Here is a 16,047-nt window from a genome sequence, read left to right on the forward strand (position 1 = left end):
TTAAGATTGCTGCAGAGGAATAAGATCACCCTCATCCTGGTTCCGCTGATCACCGTTATCGTGTGCTATTTCCTGGTGCGGCGGCTGCCGGATACCTACGAGTCGCATGCCCGCATTGCCACGGGCCTGGTGGATAAGACCGACCAGGTGGTAACGCGTGCCAAAGACGAGCAAGATCAGCAGATTGCCCGCAAATTCGAGAGCCTCATCCAGGTAATGCGCCTGAAACGGACGCTCGACCAGGTATCCTACCGCTTGATTTTGAACGATTTGAAAGGCCTCAAAGACTCCACCTGGCGCGAGCCCGTGCGTGCGCTGGAAGAAATGAGCAAGGCCGATAAGGCGAACGCCATTGCGCTGATCACCCAGAAATACCAGAAGCGCGAGGAGCTGTTTTTGTGGAAGCCGGGAGAAAAGAAGCTCAACGACATCATCGTGGACATGGGCTACGGGGCCAACTCGCTGCGCGAAAAGCTGGTCATTTACCGCACCGGCGTGGGCGATTATATCGATATCGAATACGAAGCGGAAGACCCCGATCTGGCTGCTTACGTGATCAATACGCTCGCCCAGGAGTTTATTTCGGACAATTCGTCGCGTGTGGTAGGGAATAATAAGAAGACCATTGACTTCCTGCAAAGTTTCATGCAGCAAAAGCTCAATGCGCTCAACGAGCGGATGAACACGCTGAAAAACTTCAAGATCCAGAACCGCGTACTGAACCTGAACGAGCAGGCTAAGAGCATTTACGGGCAAATGGCCGACTTCGAAACGCGCCGCCAGATCGCCCAGAAGGATATTATCGCCTACACGGCGGCCATCGGCAACATCGATCGGCGCTTTAACCCCACCGAGCGCAAATATTTCGAAAGCGCGTTGACGGACATTAACCAGAAGATCATCGCCACAAAGAGCAATCTCAAAGCGATGAACGAGCGCTACATCCTGAGCAATTTCGACAACCGCGTGAAGTTCAGCCTCGATTCGCTGCGGGGACGGCTTTCGGAGGAAATCAATGAGGCTACCGACAAATATGCCTACAATCCGATGGTGGTAAAGCAGGACCTGGTGACGCAGAAACTGAGCATGGAAATATCCCTGGAACTAGCGAGAAACAGCGTGTCGTCCATTCAGGCAGAGCTCGATCGGCTGAACCGGAAGTTTGACGGACTGGTGCCGAACGAGGCGAAAATCCAGGAATACGAAACGTCCATCGACATTGCCAGTAAGGAATACATCGAAGCATTGCAGCGCTACAATGAAGCGAGCCTCGAATTCAGCTTCCCCGTGTACCTGCGCCTGATCGAGCGCGCGATGCCCGGCGAGGTGCAGGCTTCCAAGAAAATGGTGCTCGTGATCCTCTCCGGCGTGATCAGCTTCACATTCTGCGTGTTTGTGTTCTTTATCCTTTTTTACCTCGACAAGTCAATCCGCTATCCGTTGCAGCTTGCGAACGAAACAGGCAAGCCGGTACTCGGTTATCTGAATGCGCTGGATAAAGATTCGAACCTCAGCCTTTCGGGCATGAATGCGTCGGACGATAAGGCGATACGGTTGTACAAAAACCTCGTGCGGTCCATCCGGTACGAACTGGATAATGAAATGAGCGATCCGAAAATCATCGCTGTCACGAGCCTGGGCTATGATGTGGGCAAAACGCCGTTCGTGATTGCACTGGCCTGGGCATTTTCCAAGATCAATAAGACGGTTCTGATCATCGACGGCAACTTCGGGCAGCCCGACATTTCCAAACTGAACCCGGAAAGCACGCCTTTCGAGAGTTTTGTTAAATCCAATACATTGCCGGAAGCGACGCCGGGGCAGATCAGCATTCTCGGTGCAAGATCCGGTGACATTTCGGTGCTCGAACTGGCCGATGAAAAGACGATCGGCGAGCGTTTGCAGGCATTGAAAACGCGCTTTGATATTATCCTGATCGAAACCGATTCGCTGCGTGCGATGAACCGCGCCAAAGAATGGGTGTCGTTTGCAGACCTGGTGGTGTCGGTGTTTGCGGCCGGCCGCTCGATCGGTTCGGAAGATCAGTCGAAAATACAGTATCTCGACAGCCTGAACGGCAAGTTTGCCGGGTGGGTACTGACCAACACCGAGAGCATTCCGGAACAAGCCGGAAAAGTGGCTAAACCCGTGGAAGCATGAGAATCCTGGAATGGATATGGCTGGCGATTCAGGTAGCGATCGGGTACAACCTGGTGTTTCCGGTGCTTCTGCTGCTGATTTACGGCATCAGAAAGGCCGTGAAAGGCCGTGCGGCCGTGAATGCGCAGGCCGGCCTGCTCGACTACGGCATTATCGTGACGGCCTATGAGTACACCGCTCAGCTGCCGGCCGTGGTGGGCTCGCTGTTACAGCTGCGCTACGAGCGGTACCACATTTACGTCGTGGCCGACAAATGCGATATCAGCAACCTGCATTTTCCGACGGACAAGGTGTCGCTGCTGCGTCCCGAGCAGGTTTTGGGCAGTAACACGCGGTCGCACTTTTATGCCATCCGCCGCTTCGTCCGTCCGCATTCGCACCTGACGATCATCGACAGCGATAACCTCACCGACCCCGACTATCTCCACGAACTGAACGCATATTTTGCCCAGGGGTACGAAGCCGTGCAGGGGGTTCGCGAAGCGAAAAACCTTGATACCACCTACGCCTGCCTGGACGCGGCCCGCGATATTTATTACCATTTCTACGATGGAAAGGTGCTTTTCGGCGCCGGCTCATCCGCCACGCTGGCAGGCTCGGGTATGGCATTCACTACGGCATTGTACGAAAAGGTGCTGGGCCATCTGGACGTCACCGGCGCAGGCTTCGATAAAGTATTGCAGGAAGGCATTGTGAGCCGCGGCTATCGCATTGCTTTTGCGGAAAAGGCCATTGTCTATGACGAGAAAACAACCGGCTCCGACCAGCTGGTGAAGCAGCGCGCGCGGTGGATCAATACCTGGTTCAAATACTTCGGCTACGGGTTTAAGATTTTGTTCAAAGGCATTACCCGGTTCAGTATGAACCAGATACTGTTCGGGCTGGTGCTGCTAAGGCCGCCTTTGTTCATTTTTCTGTTGCTTTCGGTGGCATTTATGTTGGTGAACGTGCTCATTGCTCCGGTGCTGGCGCTGGCCTGGCTGGGTGCATTGGTAGTGTTCGTGCTTGGTTTTTACATTTCCCTGAAAAGCTCGCCTACGGACCCGAAGATTTACCAGTCGCTGGTCAACATCCCGAAATTCATGTTTTACCAGCTCACGGCGCTGCTTAATGCCCGGCGTGCGAACAAGATTTCGGTAGCGACGCGCCAGGAAAACAAAACGCAGGGTTAACACACGGATGCCATGAAAATTTATCCCGAAAAGAGAGTCACCGAGCGAAAGGGGGGATTAGCGTCGCTTACACCCTTGCAGCAAAAAATGCGTCAGGCAGCATTGCTGCTTGCGTTGGTGAGCGTGTTTGTCTGGTTTTTCAAAATACTATTTTTTTAGTGAAAGACATTCAGATACATATTCCCGGAAAAAGCAGTGAGGGGCTGAGCCGCGTGGAAAAGCTGCGGGCGCTGTTCGACCGCCGACTGGCGGGGCTTCTTGTGCTGCTGCTGATTTCGCTGGCATTCGGTGCGCTCATCGCCTACCAGGGCATTCTCGCCGGGGCGGGCATTCTGGGGCTGATGTTCGGTCCGCCGGTGGTGTACTGCATTGTAGCGTTTCCGGAATTTGGCATTACCGTGTTGCTGATGCTCGCCTACCTGCTGTTTTTCGTGGGCCGGCTGGGCGTTAACTTCCCGCTCGGCACCGTCATGGATGGCATCCAGGGGCTGCTCATCCTCGGATTTTTCATCCACCAGAAGCGCCGTTCCGACTGGAAGATATTCAAAGGGCCGATCAGCGTCATGATCCTCATCTGGATCGCCTACAACCTGATGCAGGTCGCTAATCCATCGGCCGAGTCGCGGCTGGCGTGGGTGTACACCATTCGCGCGGTGGCGATCGTGATGCTTACCTACTTTGTATTCATGTACCAGATCCGCACGATCAGCTTCCTGCGGTTCCTGATCAAATTATGGCTCGGGCTGGCGCTGTTTGCGGCGCTGTACGCCTACAAGCAGGAATATATCGGTTTCTCGGCGGCCGAGGATGCCTGGCTCAACTCGGAGGGCGTTGCCGACCTGCTCTTTATCGCCGGGCATTGGCGTAAATTCTCCATTTTCTCGGACCCGGTGGCGTTTTCCTATAACATGGTGGTGGCCGCGATTATCTGCATTGCCTTGCTCACTTTCGTGAAAGAAACCTGGAAAAAAGCGGTACTGGTAATCATGCTGCTGCTATTCTTTTCTTCCATGCTTTTTTCGGGCACCCGCGGGGCATATGTGCTCATACCGGCGGCGATGGTGCTTTTTGTGATTTTGCGGATAAACAGGCAGGTGCTGATATTTACCGGGGTAGCCGGGTTGTTCTTCCTTTTCCTCGTTTTTGTCCCCACCACCGATTCGAACATCGTCCGTTTCCAGACAGCCTTCAAACCGAACGACGACATTTCGTTCCAGGCCCGTAAAAACAATCAGAAACGCATCCAGCCGTACATCCTGACGCACCCGATCGGAGGCGGGCTGGGAGCCACCGGAGCCTGGGGGCAGCGCTTTGCCCCGCAGTCATACCTCGCCAACTTCCCGCCCGACAGCGGTTATGTCCGCATTGCGGTGGAGCTGGGCTGGGTGGGCTTGTTTCTATTCTGCCTGCTGATGTTTTTTATATTGAGAGAGGGGATCAATAACTATTTCCTGATCCAAAACCCCGAACTGAAAACCTATTGCCTGGCGATGCTTTTAGTGGTGTTCGCTTACAACGTGGGCAATTATCCGCAGGAAGCGCTGGTCCAGTTTCCTTCCAACATTTATTTCTACCTCGCAGCCGCGATCATCAATATCACACGCATCATCGACGAACGGGAGCGGAGGACGGTAAATGCATAATTACCCAGCGTATGAAAATAGCTCACCTGATACTGGCGCACGCCGCACCGGCCCAACTATCGAAGCTGATCGGCGCACTTGCTCATCAAGACGCTTATGTATTTGTTCACCTCGACCAAAAGGCTGACCTGAGTGCATTCGGTTTCTTGTTGGAAAGTAAAAATGTGGTGCTCGTACCTGCACGCATTCGTGTGGGCTGGGGCGCTTACAGCATTGTGGAAGCGACATTGCAGGGTTTCAGGGCCATTGCGCACTCCGGCATCCATTTCGATTACGTTAATCTGCTCAGCGGCGCCGATTACCCTTTGAAATCCGCCGGCGAAATCCATGACTTTTTCAGCCGGAACAACGGGCATAATTTTATGGAATACCATCGGGTGTCCGACGAATGGACGGAAGCCATTCCTCGCCTCACCGGTTATCACCTGACCAACTATCAGTTTCCGGGCAAACATCTGGCGGAGAAATGGCTGAACAAACTGCTTCCCGCACGCACGATGCCAGCCGGACTTGAAGCGGTGGGACGCTCGCAATGGATGACCCTCACGATGGACGCGGTGCAGTACATCCTGGCGTATCTGGACGACCATCCCGAGGTGATAAGGTATTTCAAGCTCACCTGGGCCCCGGATGAGATAATTTTTCAAACTATTTTGTATAATTCACCATTCCGTTCTTCGCTCGTTAACGATAATTTGAGGTATATTGACTGGTCGAAAGGCGGGGCAAGCCCGAAAGTGCTGACGGAAGAGGACTTTGACAGATTATCGGATTCGGGGAAGCTGTTTGCAAGGAAGTTTGACCTGGCGCAATTCCCGACGGTACTTAGCAAGCTGGACAGAAAATTCGGAATCACTAATTATAAAGCGAGTCTCAACGGAGGTGGGAAGTTATAAACAACCCACATTAGCCACAGCAACATGGATATTGTCATTACGGGACAGCAGGCCTGGGATGTAGAAATCGGGAGTAACTGTAAAAACATCGCCCTGGAATTCAGCAAGAATCACAGGGTGCTGTACGTCAATTCCCCGCTCGACCGCGTCAGTTTGCTCAAAAATGGCGATGATCCCAAAATCGCGAAACGCCGGGATGTTGTACACGGCAAAGCCGCGGGGCTGGAAAAGGTCCAGGATAACCTCTGGGTACTCTACCCCGACAAGATGATCGAGTCGATCAACTGGCTGCCGGAGATGCTTTTCGATATTTTAAATAAGAGAAATAACCAGCTTTTTGCGGGCTCGATAGCGCGGGCCGCCAAGCACCTTGGGTTCAGGGATTATGTTCATTTCAACGACAATGACATGTTCCGGAGCTTTTTTCTCAAAGACCTGCTCCAACCGCGCCTTTCCATTTATTATTCGCGGGATTACATGCTGGCTGTGGACTACTGGCGCAAGCATGGCGCCCGCGTAGAGCCGGCCCTGATCGCCAAAAGCGACCTTTGCGTAGCGAATTCCACCTATTTAGCCCAATATTGCGGCAGATACAACCCGCATTCCTATTATGTAGGGCAAGGCTGCGACCTCGACATTTTTATGGCAGGCAACGAAGCTCCCGAGCCCGCGGATATCAGCAGCGTAAAACGCCCGCGCATCGGGTATGTGGGCGCATTGCAGAGCATTCGCCTCGATATGGAACTGCTGCATTACATTGCCGAAACCCGGCCCGAATGGAGCATTGTGCTCATCGGGCCGGAGGATAACGAGTTCCTGCAGAGCAATCTGCACCAGCTGCCCAACGTCATTTTCACCGGCTCGCGCAATATCGCCGACCTGCCGGCATACATCAATTCGTTCGACGTGTGCGTGAACCCGCAACTTCTCAACGAGGTCACGATCGGCAATTATCCCAGGAAAATAGACGAGTACCTGGCCGTTGGCAAGCCGGTAGTAGCCACCGCCACCGACGCCATGAGCGTTTTCGCCGAACATGTGTATCTGGGCAAAAGCAAAGAAGACTATGTGGAGCTGATCGAACTCGCATTACGTGAAAACTCCGGCGAGCGCACAGCGGCCCGCCGGTCGTTCGCCAGCTCGCACACGTGGGAAAACAGTGTCAGGGAAATTTACAAGGCCATCAGCACCGTCGGCGGCAGCCTTTGAGCGATACTTTACAGGTTTTTCAGCTGCGATAATCCCGTTTCCGATTCAGCTTTCAATTCCACCAGCTTCTGGTTAAGGCCGCTGTTCCAGTTGCCTTGTTTCAGGGTAGCTTCCAGCTCCTTGTATTGATTGGCGGTATTGAGCAATCCCACGGAAAACAGTGAAGATCGGAATTTGTGAATGGCCTGGCGCAGCTTTTCGAGGTCGTTGGCCAGTGACGCGTCGGCAATGTTCATCAGTTGAATTTTGCTGTCTTTTTCGAAAAGGGCGATCAGCTCGTCGCGCAATTCCTGGTCGCCGCCGGTAATTTCGGTGAGGTAGTCGAGATTCAGGATCGTGTCTGTCATTTTAGCAGGGGAGGGTTGTTGAGTAAATTCTTTGGGTTGTGCTTCGTAATTCTCTTTGTTTCCAAGATGTGCAATGGTATATAAAAGTTCACTTTCCTTAAAAGGTTTCGAAATATAGCTGTTGGCGCCGATACTCAGGCATTCTTCTTTCTCTCCGACCATCGCGTGGGCGGTCATGGTGATGATCGGAATGGTGCTCGAAACCGTGCGGCGGATTTCCTTGATGGCCGTGTAGCCGTCCATGACGGGCATTTGAATGTCCATCAAAACGAGGTCGAATGTTTCCTCCCGAAGCCGGTCGAGCGCTTCCTGGCCGTTGTTCACGATCGTCAGCGGGATATTCAGCCGTTCGAAAATCGCTTTCAGCAGCTTCTGGTTCAATGTATTGTCTTCTGCCGCGAGAATGCGCAGTGAGGTTACAGATGCGGTAATGTCAATTTCTTTCTCAATGTCGTCATGCAGCCCGGCGTCGTTCACGATCCTGAAAGGGAAGTCCATGGTAAACACGGTTCCCTGCCCCAGCTCGCTTTCGAGGTTCAATGTGCCTTCGAATAGCTGAACAAGCGATTTTACGATGCTCAGTCCAAGGCCCGTGCCGCCGAATACCCGCGTAGTGCTTTCAGTGGCCTGCACGAAGCGGTTAAACACCTCTTTGAGTTTGTCTTTTGGAATACCCACACCCGTGTCTTTCACCTCGAAACGGATGTTCTGGACGTCGTTCAGCGGCTCGCCGATCGGTGCTACGCGGAGTTTTACGCTGCCTTTCTCCGTGAATTTCACCGCATTGCCGCACACATTGAGCAATATCTGCGTTAGCCGCAATTTGTCTGTTTCGATAAATTCGGGCAATCCGTCGGCCAGCAGCGCTTCGTAAACAATGCCTTTTTCGACGGCGCGGTGGTGCATGATCGCCGAAATCTCGTCGGCCAGCTCGCGGATGGATACGGGCGCTTTTTCGAGATGGACCTGCCCGGCTTCGATTTTGGAAAAGTCGAGAATGTCGTTGATCAGTTCGAGCAGGTTTTTGCCCGCGTACTGAATGTAACCGACATATTCCTGGCTTTTCTGGTCGGTCACTTCTCCCATAAGCAGGTTGGTGAACCCGATGATCGCATTGAGCGGCGTCCGGATCTCGTGGCTCACATTGGAAAGGAAAATGTCCTTCACCCGCACGGATTTCTCGGCCAGGCTCCGTGCTTTTTCCAGCGTCGCCTCGTAGTTGGCCCGCTCGGTAATGTCCCTGAAAACGGTAATCGCGCTCTTGATCCGGCCGTCGAGCCCGATCACCGGCTGCACGCTGGTTTCGAGGTGATAAATCTTATCGTTTTTCACCAGGTCGATCTTGTTGCCGGTGAGTTTTTCGCCTTGCAATGCCCGCGCAACGGGTAGGGTGTCGGCCGAGAAGCGGACGTGGTACCGTGTCGGATCGAGGAGTTTGATGCGCGTCACCTGCTCTTCGAGCGTCGCGGGCCGCTCGCCGTCCACGCCCAGGATTTCCCGCCCCGATTCGTTGATCAGTTCAATTTTCCGTTCGCTATTGATCACCATCACACCGTCGGGAATGGCTTCCAGGTACTGGCTCACCGTCCGTTCCCTTTCCTTGATTTCATTTTGAAGCAGCCGCTGCTTGCGCTTGTCGAGGTTCAGGAAGATGATCGAGAGGATGGTGAGGATGAAGCCGACCGCCCCGGTGAGCAGGATAAACAGGATGGAATTCTGCTGCGTGTCCGAAACGAGCTTCCGGCGCTGGTCCAGGTTGTGGTTTTCGTAATCTTCGATCTGGTCGATCTTGGCCGTGAGCAGCTGGTTGAGCCTGATCCCTTCGCCTTCCTGGATTTTCGCAAATGCAGGCTCGCTGCCCTGGGTCCGGTAAATGCTGACGACATTCTGCGTGTAGGCGACGATCTGGCTCGAAATGCTCAGTAGTTCCTTCACGCGCCGCGTCTGCGTTTCGTCAGTTTTAACAAGGTTGAACAGCGTGTCGGTAATGCTCACGAGCTGGATCTTCTTGTTGTAGTTATCCGAAAGCAGTTCATTATCCTGCGTGATCAGATAACCGCGCATATTCGACTGAAAATCTTTGGTGACAAGCCCGAAATTAGCCGTCTGGTTCAGCACGCCGATCGTCACATTGAGGCGCTCGTTGTTGAGCGAAAGGTCGCGGACGTTCTTGTAGGTGAAATACTGGGAGCCGAAAATCAATGCCAATCCCAGGTAAATACTGGCATAATACCATCTGAATGAGTCAGTTGTCAGGCGGGTCGGCATGTTTCTGGGGCGGAATCGTTGGGTTTAATGGCACCAAGATCGGAATAAACCGAGACTATATTCAGGTCAGATAGTCAAAATTAAATTTCACGTGCCGGTAAAGGTCCCGGATTTGCTTCACAGGAAACCGGTCCGTCTGCCGCCAGTTCTCGCGGGACATGGTACTGGGCTCGGACTCTGAGTTTTTTTGTTCGAACAACCCCTTGAAATCTTTGTAGAACCAGGCCTTGCCATTGTTTTTCAGGAAAGACATCATCATCCGGTATTCGGTGATGTCGCCCTTCTGGCCTTCCACATACCTTCCGAATTTGGTAAAAAAGGTACTCCTGCGCAGGTGCGGGTGGTCGCTGTACGCGTAGAATTTGCGGTAGCCCGGTTTCCAGAGTGCGAAATCCATTTCGTAGAACCCATTGCGCGGATTTTTCAGGTAGGGATATTCAAAATAGGCGTAAAACCGCACCACATCGGTTTGCGGTTGCTCATGCATAATGTCCACCGCCTGGCTGAAACGCTCGGGAAAAATGGCGGCCGGCGTGAAATCCTCCTGTACATACAATGTGAGCGGGGTTTGCACGGCATCCTGGCCCTTGTTGATGTTGTTGCCCAGGCCCCGGTTCTGCGGCGTGGTAATGAGCCTGAATTCATGCTTTTTCTGCAATTGGAGCAGGTAGTCAATGTGCTCGGGCTTGCTGCCGTCGTCGGACACCACAATGTCGCCGAAACGGCAATGCAGCCCCTCGAACGAAAGAAGCAGGTTTTCCAGCGACTGGCTTCGGTTGTAATGCGTGATGAGGAGCGTCACTTCCTCGAAGAAATATTCCTTGTTCATGCGTATCGGTGCGGTCTATTTCATGAAAACCAGGTCCAGGGTATTTTTCAGCCACCGGTAGCGCAGGTACCCGAGCCGGGCCAGCCTGATCACCGGGTTTTCGCTCAGCTTCCAGTCGGCACGTTCCATGGTACTGGGCTCGTCGGAAGAGTTTTTTTGGTAAAATAATTTGGTAAACTCATTGAAAAACAGTCCTTTTCCTTTTTTCTGCAAAAAGCTCACCGCCATTTTGTACTCGGTGAGGTCGCCCTTGATACCTTCGGGATAGCGGCCGAATTTTTGCAGGAATGTGCTCCGGCGCAAATGCGGATGGTCGCTGTAATAGTAGAATTTCAGGTGATTCATGTCCCAGAACCGGTACACCATTTCGGAATAACCCTTCTGAAATGGTTTCAGGGTAGGATAGGCAAAGTAGGCATAGAAACGCACAATGTCCCATTTCGGGTCTTCTCGCATGAATGTGACCGCGTCTTTGAAATGTTCGGGGAAAATGTCGGACGGCTGGAAATCCTCCTGCACATACAGGGTGTACTCCGATCGCACGGCGTCCTGACCTTTGTTGATATTGTTGCCTAGGCCCCGGTTTTTGGGAGTGGTAATGAGCCGGAAATGGAACCGGTTGGTGAGCGCTTTCACCTGGTCGAGGTGTTCGGGCTTGCTGCCGTCGTCGGACACCACGATGTCGGCAAACCGGCAGCCCAGCGACTCGAAAGTCGCCAGCAGTCGTTCCAGGGAGCCGCTGCGGTTATAATGGGTGATCAGTAATGTTGTATCGGGAAAGTGGTGCTGCATAATGCCTGGAATTACGAAAGATAGTCGCGCATGCCCTGCAACTGGCGTTTGGCCCGGTTGAAGAAGGCTTTGGAAATGCTGCCGTCGTCGAGCAGGCGGCGGGGCGAGGTGAAAACCGTTGCTTTGGAGCTGGTTACCTGTTGCAGGTCACCTTCTTTTTTGAGGTTGAGGGCCATCCGGCCATCTTCCGCCTCGTTCTGGAAATCGCTGCCGACGATGTTGGCATAAATGCGCTGGCCGCTGACTTTGAAACCGCCCGTGCGGCGCCCCACTTCCGTCACGAAGCCCATGTTGAAGCCGTAGACATTGAGGTACTCGCGGTTTTTCTTGCGTATCTGGATCATCAGGCCCGCAAATTTTTCGTAAAACCACAGCCCGAGCCGTCCCTGGCCGTCGGGCGGGATGAATGCGTAATTCCCGTAAACGCCGGTAACGCGCGCGTTTTTGGCCATGGGCTCCACCATGAGGTCGATCCAGTCGGGTGGGTAAAAAGTATCGGAATCGGCGCAGAGGTGGAACTTGCCGCGGGCATTATCGAGGCCCATCTGGCGGGCGAAGGGCGTTCCCTGCACGGTTTGCAGGTAATTGCGCACCCCGAGCTTGTCGAGCACATTCTGTGTGCCGTCGGTGGAATTGTTGTTCACCACCACGATCTCTACATTATACCGGGTGCGGCTGGCGGAAAGCGACGAGAGCGTCCGGTAAATATTATTTTCTTCGTTCCAGGCGGGGATTACCACCGACACGTCGGGGGTTTCGTGCTTAAAACGGCTGATCCGTTCCCGCAGCGCCTGAATCTCGGCTTCCGTGAGGTCTTCGAATCGCTTGTTTGTAAAAAGGTGCGGCAAGATCCATTTAGGTAAACCCAATAAACTCATAATCTGGCAATCAGTAGGTTTTGTACATCTTTACAATCAGGCGAACCCATGCGGCAGGGCAGTTGGGAGGAAAGTTAAAACAATATTCCTGCTTTGTGCAAAAATATTGTAAAATTACTTCGCATATTGCGTTTGGTTCCAACTTCGGTGCATTTGTCAAATGAATTTTGGAAAAATAATTCGTATTGACCACCCCATCTTTTGCGCAACCTGATGGCATTTCAGCTCTTACAGAAATTAAGGAATAAACACTTTCTTTCGCTGGCCGGCAACGGCATTATGTCGGTGCTGGGCATGCTCAATATGATTATCCTGTACCGCGCATTACCCGTGGCGGGCATCGGGATGTGGGTGTTCTTCCTGTCGATTTTGCTGTTGGTGGATACATTCCGGTCGGGCTTTCTCACCACCGCCTTCATCAAGTTCTACGCAGGCGCGGGCGATGCGCGGAAGCGCGAGGTCGTCGGTTCGGCCTGGTTTATCGGCGGGGCCATTACAGGCATTCTTGCATTGATCAACATTCCAGCATTCCTGTTTTCGGATTGGTTCAAAAATCCCTCCGTGGTACTGTTCGTGGAGTGGTTTGGCATTATTTATATCGCCTCGCTGCCGTATTTCATCGCTTCCTGCGTGGTGCAGGCGGAGCAGCGGTTCGATCAACTGCTGTGCATCCGCTTCCTGAGCCAGGGGTTTTTCATTCTTTTTGTGATGATCATGGCATTCACCAAAACGGCGACCCTGCAAAACATCATTTACGCCTACCTGGGCGGCGCGGCGCTTACGAGCACTTTTACCATCATCATGGGCTGGGCGCGGCTTGCCAATTTCAAGGACCGCACGCGCGAATGCATCCGGGAGATCTTCCATTTTGGCAAATTTTCGGTGGGTACCACATTGAGTTCCAACCTGTTCGGGACGTCCAACACGATGATCATCAACTTCATGCTCGGTCCGGCGGCATTAGCGGTTTTCAACCTCGGGCAGCGGCTGATGGAGATCATTGAAATACCCCTGAGAAGCTTTGCCGCTACCGGAATGCCCGAACTGTCGGCCGCCTATAACGAGAACAACCGCCCGAAGGTGATCGACACCATGAAACGCTACGCCGGGCTCATTACCATGGCTTTGCTGCCCGCGTGCATTGGCGCGGTGGTGCTGGCCGATGTGGCGATTCACATTATCGGCGGTGAAAAGTACATCGACTCCGAAGCCGCGAACATCATGCGCCTGTACATGACATTCGCGCTCCTGTACCCGCTCGACCGCTTTTTTGCATTAACACTCGACGTTATCCATCAGCCCAAAATCAATTTCATCAAAGTCCTGATCATGCTCGCGGGCAGCGTCATTGCGTCCGTCACGGGCATTTATCTCACCGGCAGCATTTACGGCGTCGCCATCGCGGGCGTCGTTCCTACGCTCATCGGCGTGGGGATCGGCTACTGGGGGCTCAACCGGTTTCAGCCTTTCAGTATCCTGAGCGTCTTTACGACGGGTTATGCCGAGGCGGTAGGGCTGGTGAGGATCTGGTGGGGCAAGCTGATGGTTCACAAGGCACATTAATGGATTATGCTGAACAAAATACTTAGTCTGGTTGTGTTGCTGCGGTATGGAAAGCTACCGTGGGAGCACCGCTATTTTTACCGGGATACATTGCGCTGCCAGGTGCAGCAGTGGAAATACATCTGGAAGGATTACGTCAGCCGGAAGAAATACAAGCGACTGGCGTTCAGCGGGGAGTTTGCGCCGGAGCTGCAATTTGTGCTGCCATTTGCCTACTGGCATTACAAAAACGGCACCCTCGAAAGCACCGTTTCTTCGAAATACACGAAAGAACTTTACTTTTTTTCGCCCGATCACCGCGAGCAGTTCGATACCCGCTCGAATGAGGGCAATTACAATTTCGAAATGCCGCGCATCCTGTACAGCCAGGATTACGACATGTCGAAATGGGTTCCGGTGCCGCTCAAAGAGACTTACCGAAACGATATTTACGTCTATCAAAAGCCCATTCTGATCATTGCCAACCGGTATAATATGGAATGGGACGGTCCTCCGGTGAGCTATTACAGCATGGAAATGCTCGGTTTCATTCTCGACAGGCTGAAAAGCAAGTACACGGTGATTTACAACCGTCCACGCCCGCAGCACATCACGATGGACAACTCCGACATTTATGATATGGACGAGTTCAGTTGGCTTGCCGCCGAGCATCCCGACGTGATTTTAATGGAAAACCTTTTCAGGGAGAATAGGGCTAATGCCAACAATTTCAATCATTTGCAACTGATGGTGTATGCCAATGCCAGCCATTTCATATCGATCCACGGCGGCACAGCCACTTTGGCGAGTTACTTCGGAGGCACCAACCTGATCCTCTCCAAAAAGGGGCCGGAGCATTATTTCAAATGTTTTGAGAAGCTGTACCCGCAATTTTCGGGTGCAAAAATACTGCATGCGAAAACCGACGACGAGGTTAAACAATACGTCGAAGCGCATTTCTGACGGGATATGGAGGGAAAAAAGGATTACTGGCTCAAATCGGGGTTTATCAATATCGTCCAGAACTTCTCGGGCGTATTCTTCGGCTTCGCGGGCTTCTATTTGCTGGTGCGGCTGTTGACAAAGCACGATTTTGGGGTGTGGACGCTCTTCATCTCCACGACCACCATCCTGGAAGCGATCCGCAGCGGCCTCTTGCAGAATGCATTGATCAAATACATTTCATCATCCGACGCCCGCGAACATCCGGCCATTATTACCGCCTCGTTTGCGATCAACGGCATCGTGCAGGTCGTTTGCATTGCCGCGATCCTCGTTTTCTCACCCTGGCTGAGCCGGCTCTGGGATGCGCCCCAGCTCGTGGAAATGATGTATTGGTACATCGCCATTTATCTGCTTTCGGGCTTGCAGGCGCAGTTTAACGGCATCGAACAGGCCAATTTGCGGTTCAACGGCATTTTCGTCACCACCCTGATCCGCCAGGGCGTTTTCTTTACGTTTGTGCTGGTTTGCTACTTTTTCAGCTTATCGGTTGAACTGATTTTCCTCGTGTGGGTGCAGATCGCGAGCGCGCTTGCGGGCATGCTCATCGCGTACAGCCATGCGCGCGGGCATCTTGCATTATCTGCCAAAATAAGTCGCGAATGGATGGCCAAGCTGTTTGGGTACGGCAAATATGCTTTTGGCACATTAATCAGCTCCCTGCTTTCCGGCACCATCGACCAGATGATGCTCGGCGCGATGCTCTCACCGGCGGCTTCGGGCGCATTCAATATCGCCGTGCGGATCACCAACCTGATCGACATTCCGGGTAACGCGGTGGCTACGATCGTGTTTCCGCAGAGCGCAAAGCGCATGGAGTCGGAAGGGCCGGCGGCCATTAAGTATTTGTACGAAAAATCGGTGGGTACGACGCTCGCCCTGGTTGTGCCGGTAGTAATTTTTCTGTACCTGTTTTCCGGCATTGTGATCACGCTCATTGCGGGAGAAAAATATGCGGATTCCATTCCATTACTTCAAATCACGCTGCTTTACTGCCTGTTGATCCCTTTTGGAAGGCAGTTCGGCACCATTCTGGATTCCATCGGAAAAACGCGGATGACGTTTTTTGTCGTCATAGGTACGGCTACGTTGAACCTCTGCCTGAATTATTTTTTCATCCGGGAATGGGGCGTCGTAGGTGCGGCTTACGCAACTTTATGTTCCAATATCGTAGGTTTTGCAGTGGCGCAGGTGATTCTGCGGAGGGAAATCGGCGTGAGTGTTTTGAATACGTTCGTGTATATGTACAAATTCTATCCCGAGTTCCTTGACCGTTATTTGCGGCCTATGTTGAAAGCGCGGTCTTAAA

Annotated in this window: 12 protein-coding genes; 8 read left to right on the forward strand and 4 right to left on the reverse strand. The window is 52.8% G+C overall.

What is annotated here, in order from left to right; all coding sequences use genetic code 11:
* The first annotated feature begins 6 nt into the window (after positions 1-6).
* From DFER_RS00805 to DFER_RS00825, 5 genes are all read left to right on the forward strand, one after another.
* Positions 7-2,160: an exopolysaccharide transport family protein gene (locus DFER_RS00805; RefSeq protein WP_229206138.1), complete on the forward strand. Its 2,154-nt coding sequence runs from the start codon at positions 7-9 to the stop codon at positions 2,158-2,160.
* A complete protein-coding gene (locus DFER_RS00810) occupies positions 2,157-3,332 on the forward strand; it encodes a glycosyltransferase (RefSeq protein WP_012779785.1) in 1,176 nt (391 codons plus the stop codon). The genes DFER_RS00805 and DFER_RS00810 overlap by 4 nt, the downstream gene beginning before the upstream one ends.
* Before the next feature lie 158 nt (positions 3,333-3,490).
* On the forward strand, positions 3,491-4,975 hold the full coding sequence (locus DFER_RS00815; RefSeq protein ID WP_012779787.1) for an O-antigen ligase family protein: 1,485 nt from the start codon (positions 3,491-3,493) through the stop codon (positions 4,973-4,975).
* Positions 4,976-4,986: 11 nt separating this feature from the next.
* Positions 4,987-5,871 (forward strand): beta-1,6-N-acetylglucosaminyltransferase, encoded by an 885-nt coding sequence (locus tag DFER_RS00820; protein ID WP_012779788.1) that lies wholly within the window; start codon positions 4,987-4,989, stop codon positions 5,869-5,871.
* A gap of 24 nt (positions 5,872-5,895) precedes the next feature.
* Complete coding sequence (locus DFER_RS00825; RefSeq protein WP_012779789.1) at positions 5,896-7,080, forward strand: glycosyltransferase; 1,185 nt, start codon at positions 5,896-5,898, stop codon at positions 7,078-7,080.
* Between the two features lie 8 nt (positions 7,081-7,088).
* Here the strand turns inward: DFER_RS00825 and DFER_RS00830 are convergent, their stop codons facing one another.
* The 4 genes from DFER_RS00830 to DFER_RS00845 all read right to left on the reverse strand — a co-directional run bounded on the left by DFER_RS00830 (position 7,089) and on the right by DFER_RS00845 (position 12,164).
* Positions 7,089-9,695, reverse strand: coding sequence for a hybrid sensor histidine kinase/response regulator (locus DFER_RS00830; protein ID WP_012779790.1), 2,607 nt, complete (start codon positions 9,693-9,695; stop codon positions 7,089-7,091).
* A gap of 61 nt (positions 9,696-9,756) precedes the next feature.
* Positions 9,757-10,524 (reverse strand): glycosyltransferase, encoded by a 768-nt coding sequence (locus tag DFER_RS00835; RefSeq protein ID WP_012779791.1) that lies wholly within the window; start codon positions 10,522-10,524, stop codon positions 9,757-9,759.
* Positions 10,525-10,539: 15 nt separating this feature from the next.
* Entirely contained in the window at positions 10,540-11,316 is a 777-nt protein-coding gene (locus tag DFER_RS00840) for a glycosyltransferase (protein WP_012779792.1), read from the reverse strand.
* Between the two features lie 11 nt (positions 11,317-11,327).
* Entirely contained in the window at positions 11,328-12,164 is an 837-nt protein-coding gene (locus DFER_RS00845; RefSeq protein WP_229206139.1) for a glycosyltransferase family 2 protein, read from the reverse strand.
* Between the two features lie 243 nt (positions 12,165-12,407).
* On the opposite strand from DFER_RS00845, the gene DFER_RS00850 reads away from it, so the two are divergent.
* The 3 genes from DFER_RS00850 to DFER_RS00860 are packed head-to-tail and all read left to right on the forward strand — an operon-like array spanning position 12,408 to position 16,046.
* Positions 12,408-13,757 (forward strand): lipopolysaccharide biosynthesis protein, encoded by a 1,350-nt coding sequence (locus DFER_RS00850; RefSeq protein ID WP_012779794.1) that lies wholly within the window; start codon positions 12,408-12,410, stop codon positions 13,755-13,757.
* A gap of 6 nt (positions 13,758-13,763) precedes the next feature.
* Positions 13,764-14,699: a hypothetical protein gene (locus DFER_RS00855; protein ID WP_012779795.1), complete on the forward strand. Its 936-nt coding sequence runs from the start codon at positions 13,764-13,766 to the stop codon at positions 14,697-14,699.
* A gap of 6 nt (positions 14,700-14,705) precedes the next feature.
* Positions 14,706-16,046, forward strand: a complete 1,341-nt coding sequence (locus DFER_RS00860; protein WP_012779796.1) for a flippase — start codon at positions 14,706-14,708, stop codon at positions 16,044-16,046.
* The last annotated feature ends 1 nt before the right edge of the window (position 16,047 follow it).

This window comes from Dyadobacter fermentans DSM 18053 (genome assembly GCF_000023125.1).
Taxonomy (GTDB): domain Bacteria; phylum Bacteroidota; class Bacteroidia; order Cytophagales; family Spirosomataceae; genus Dyadobacter; species Dyadobacter fermentans.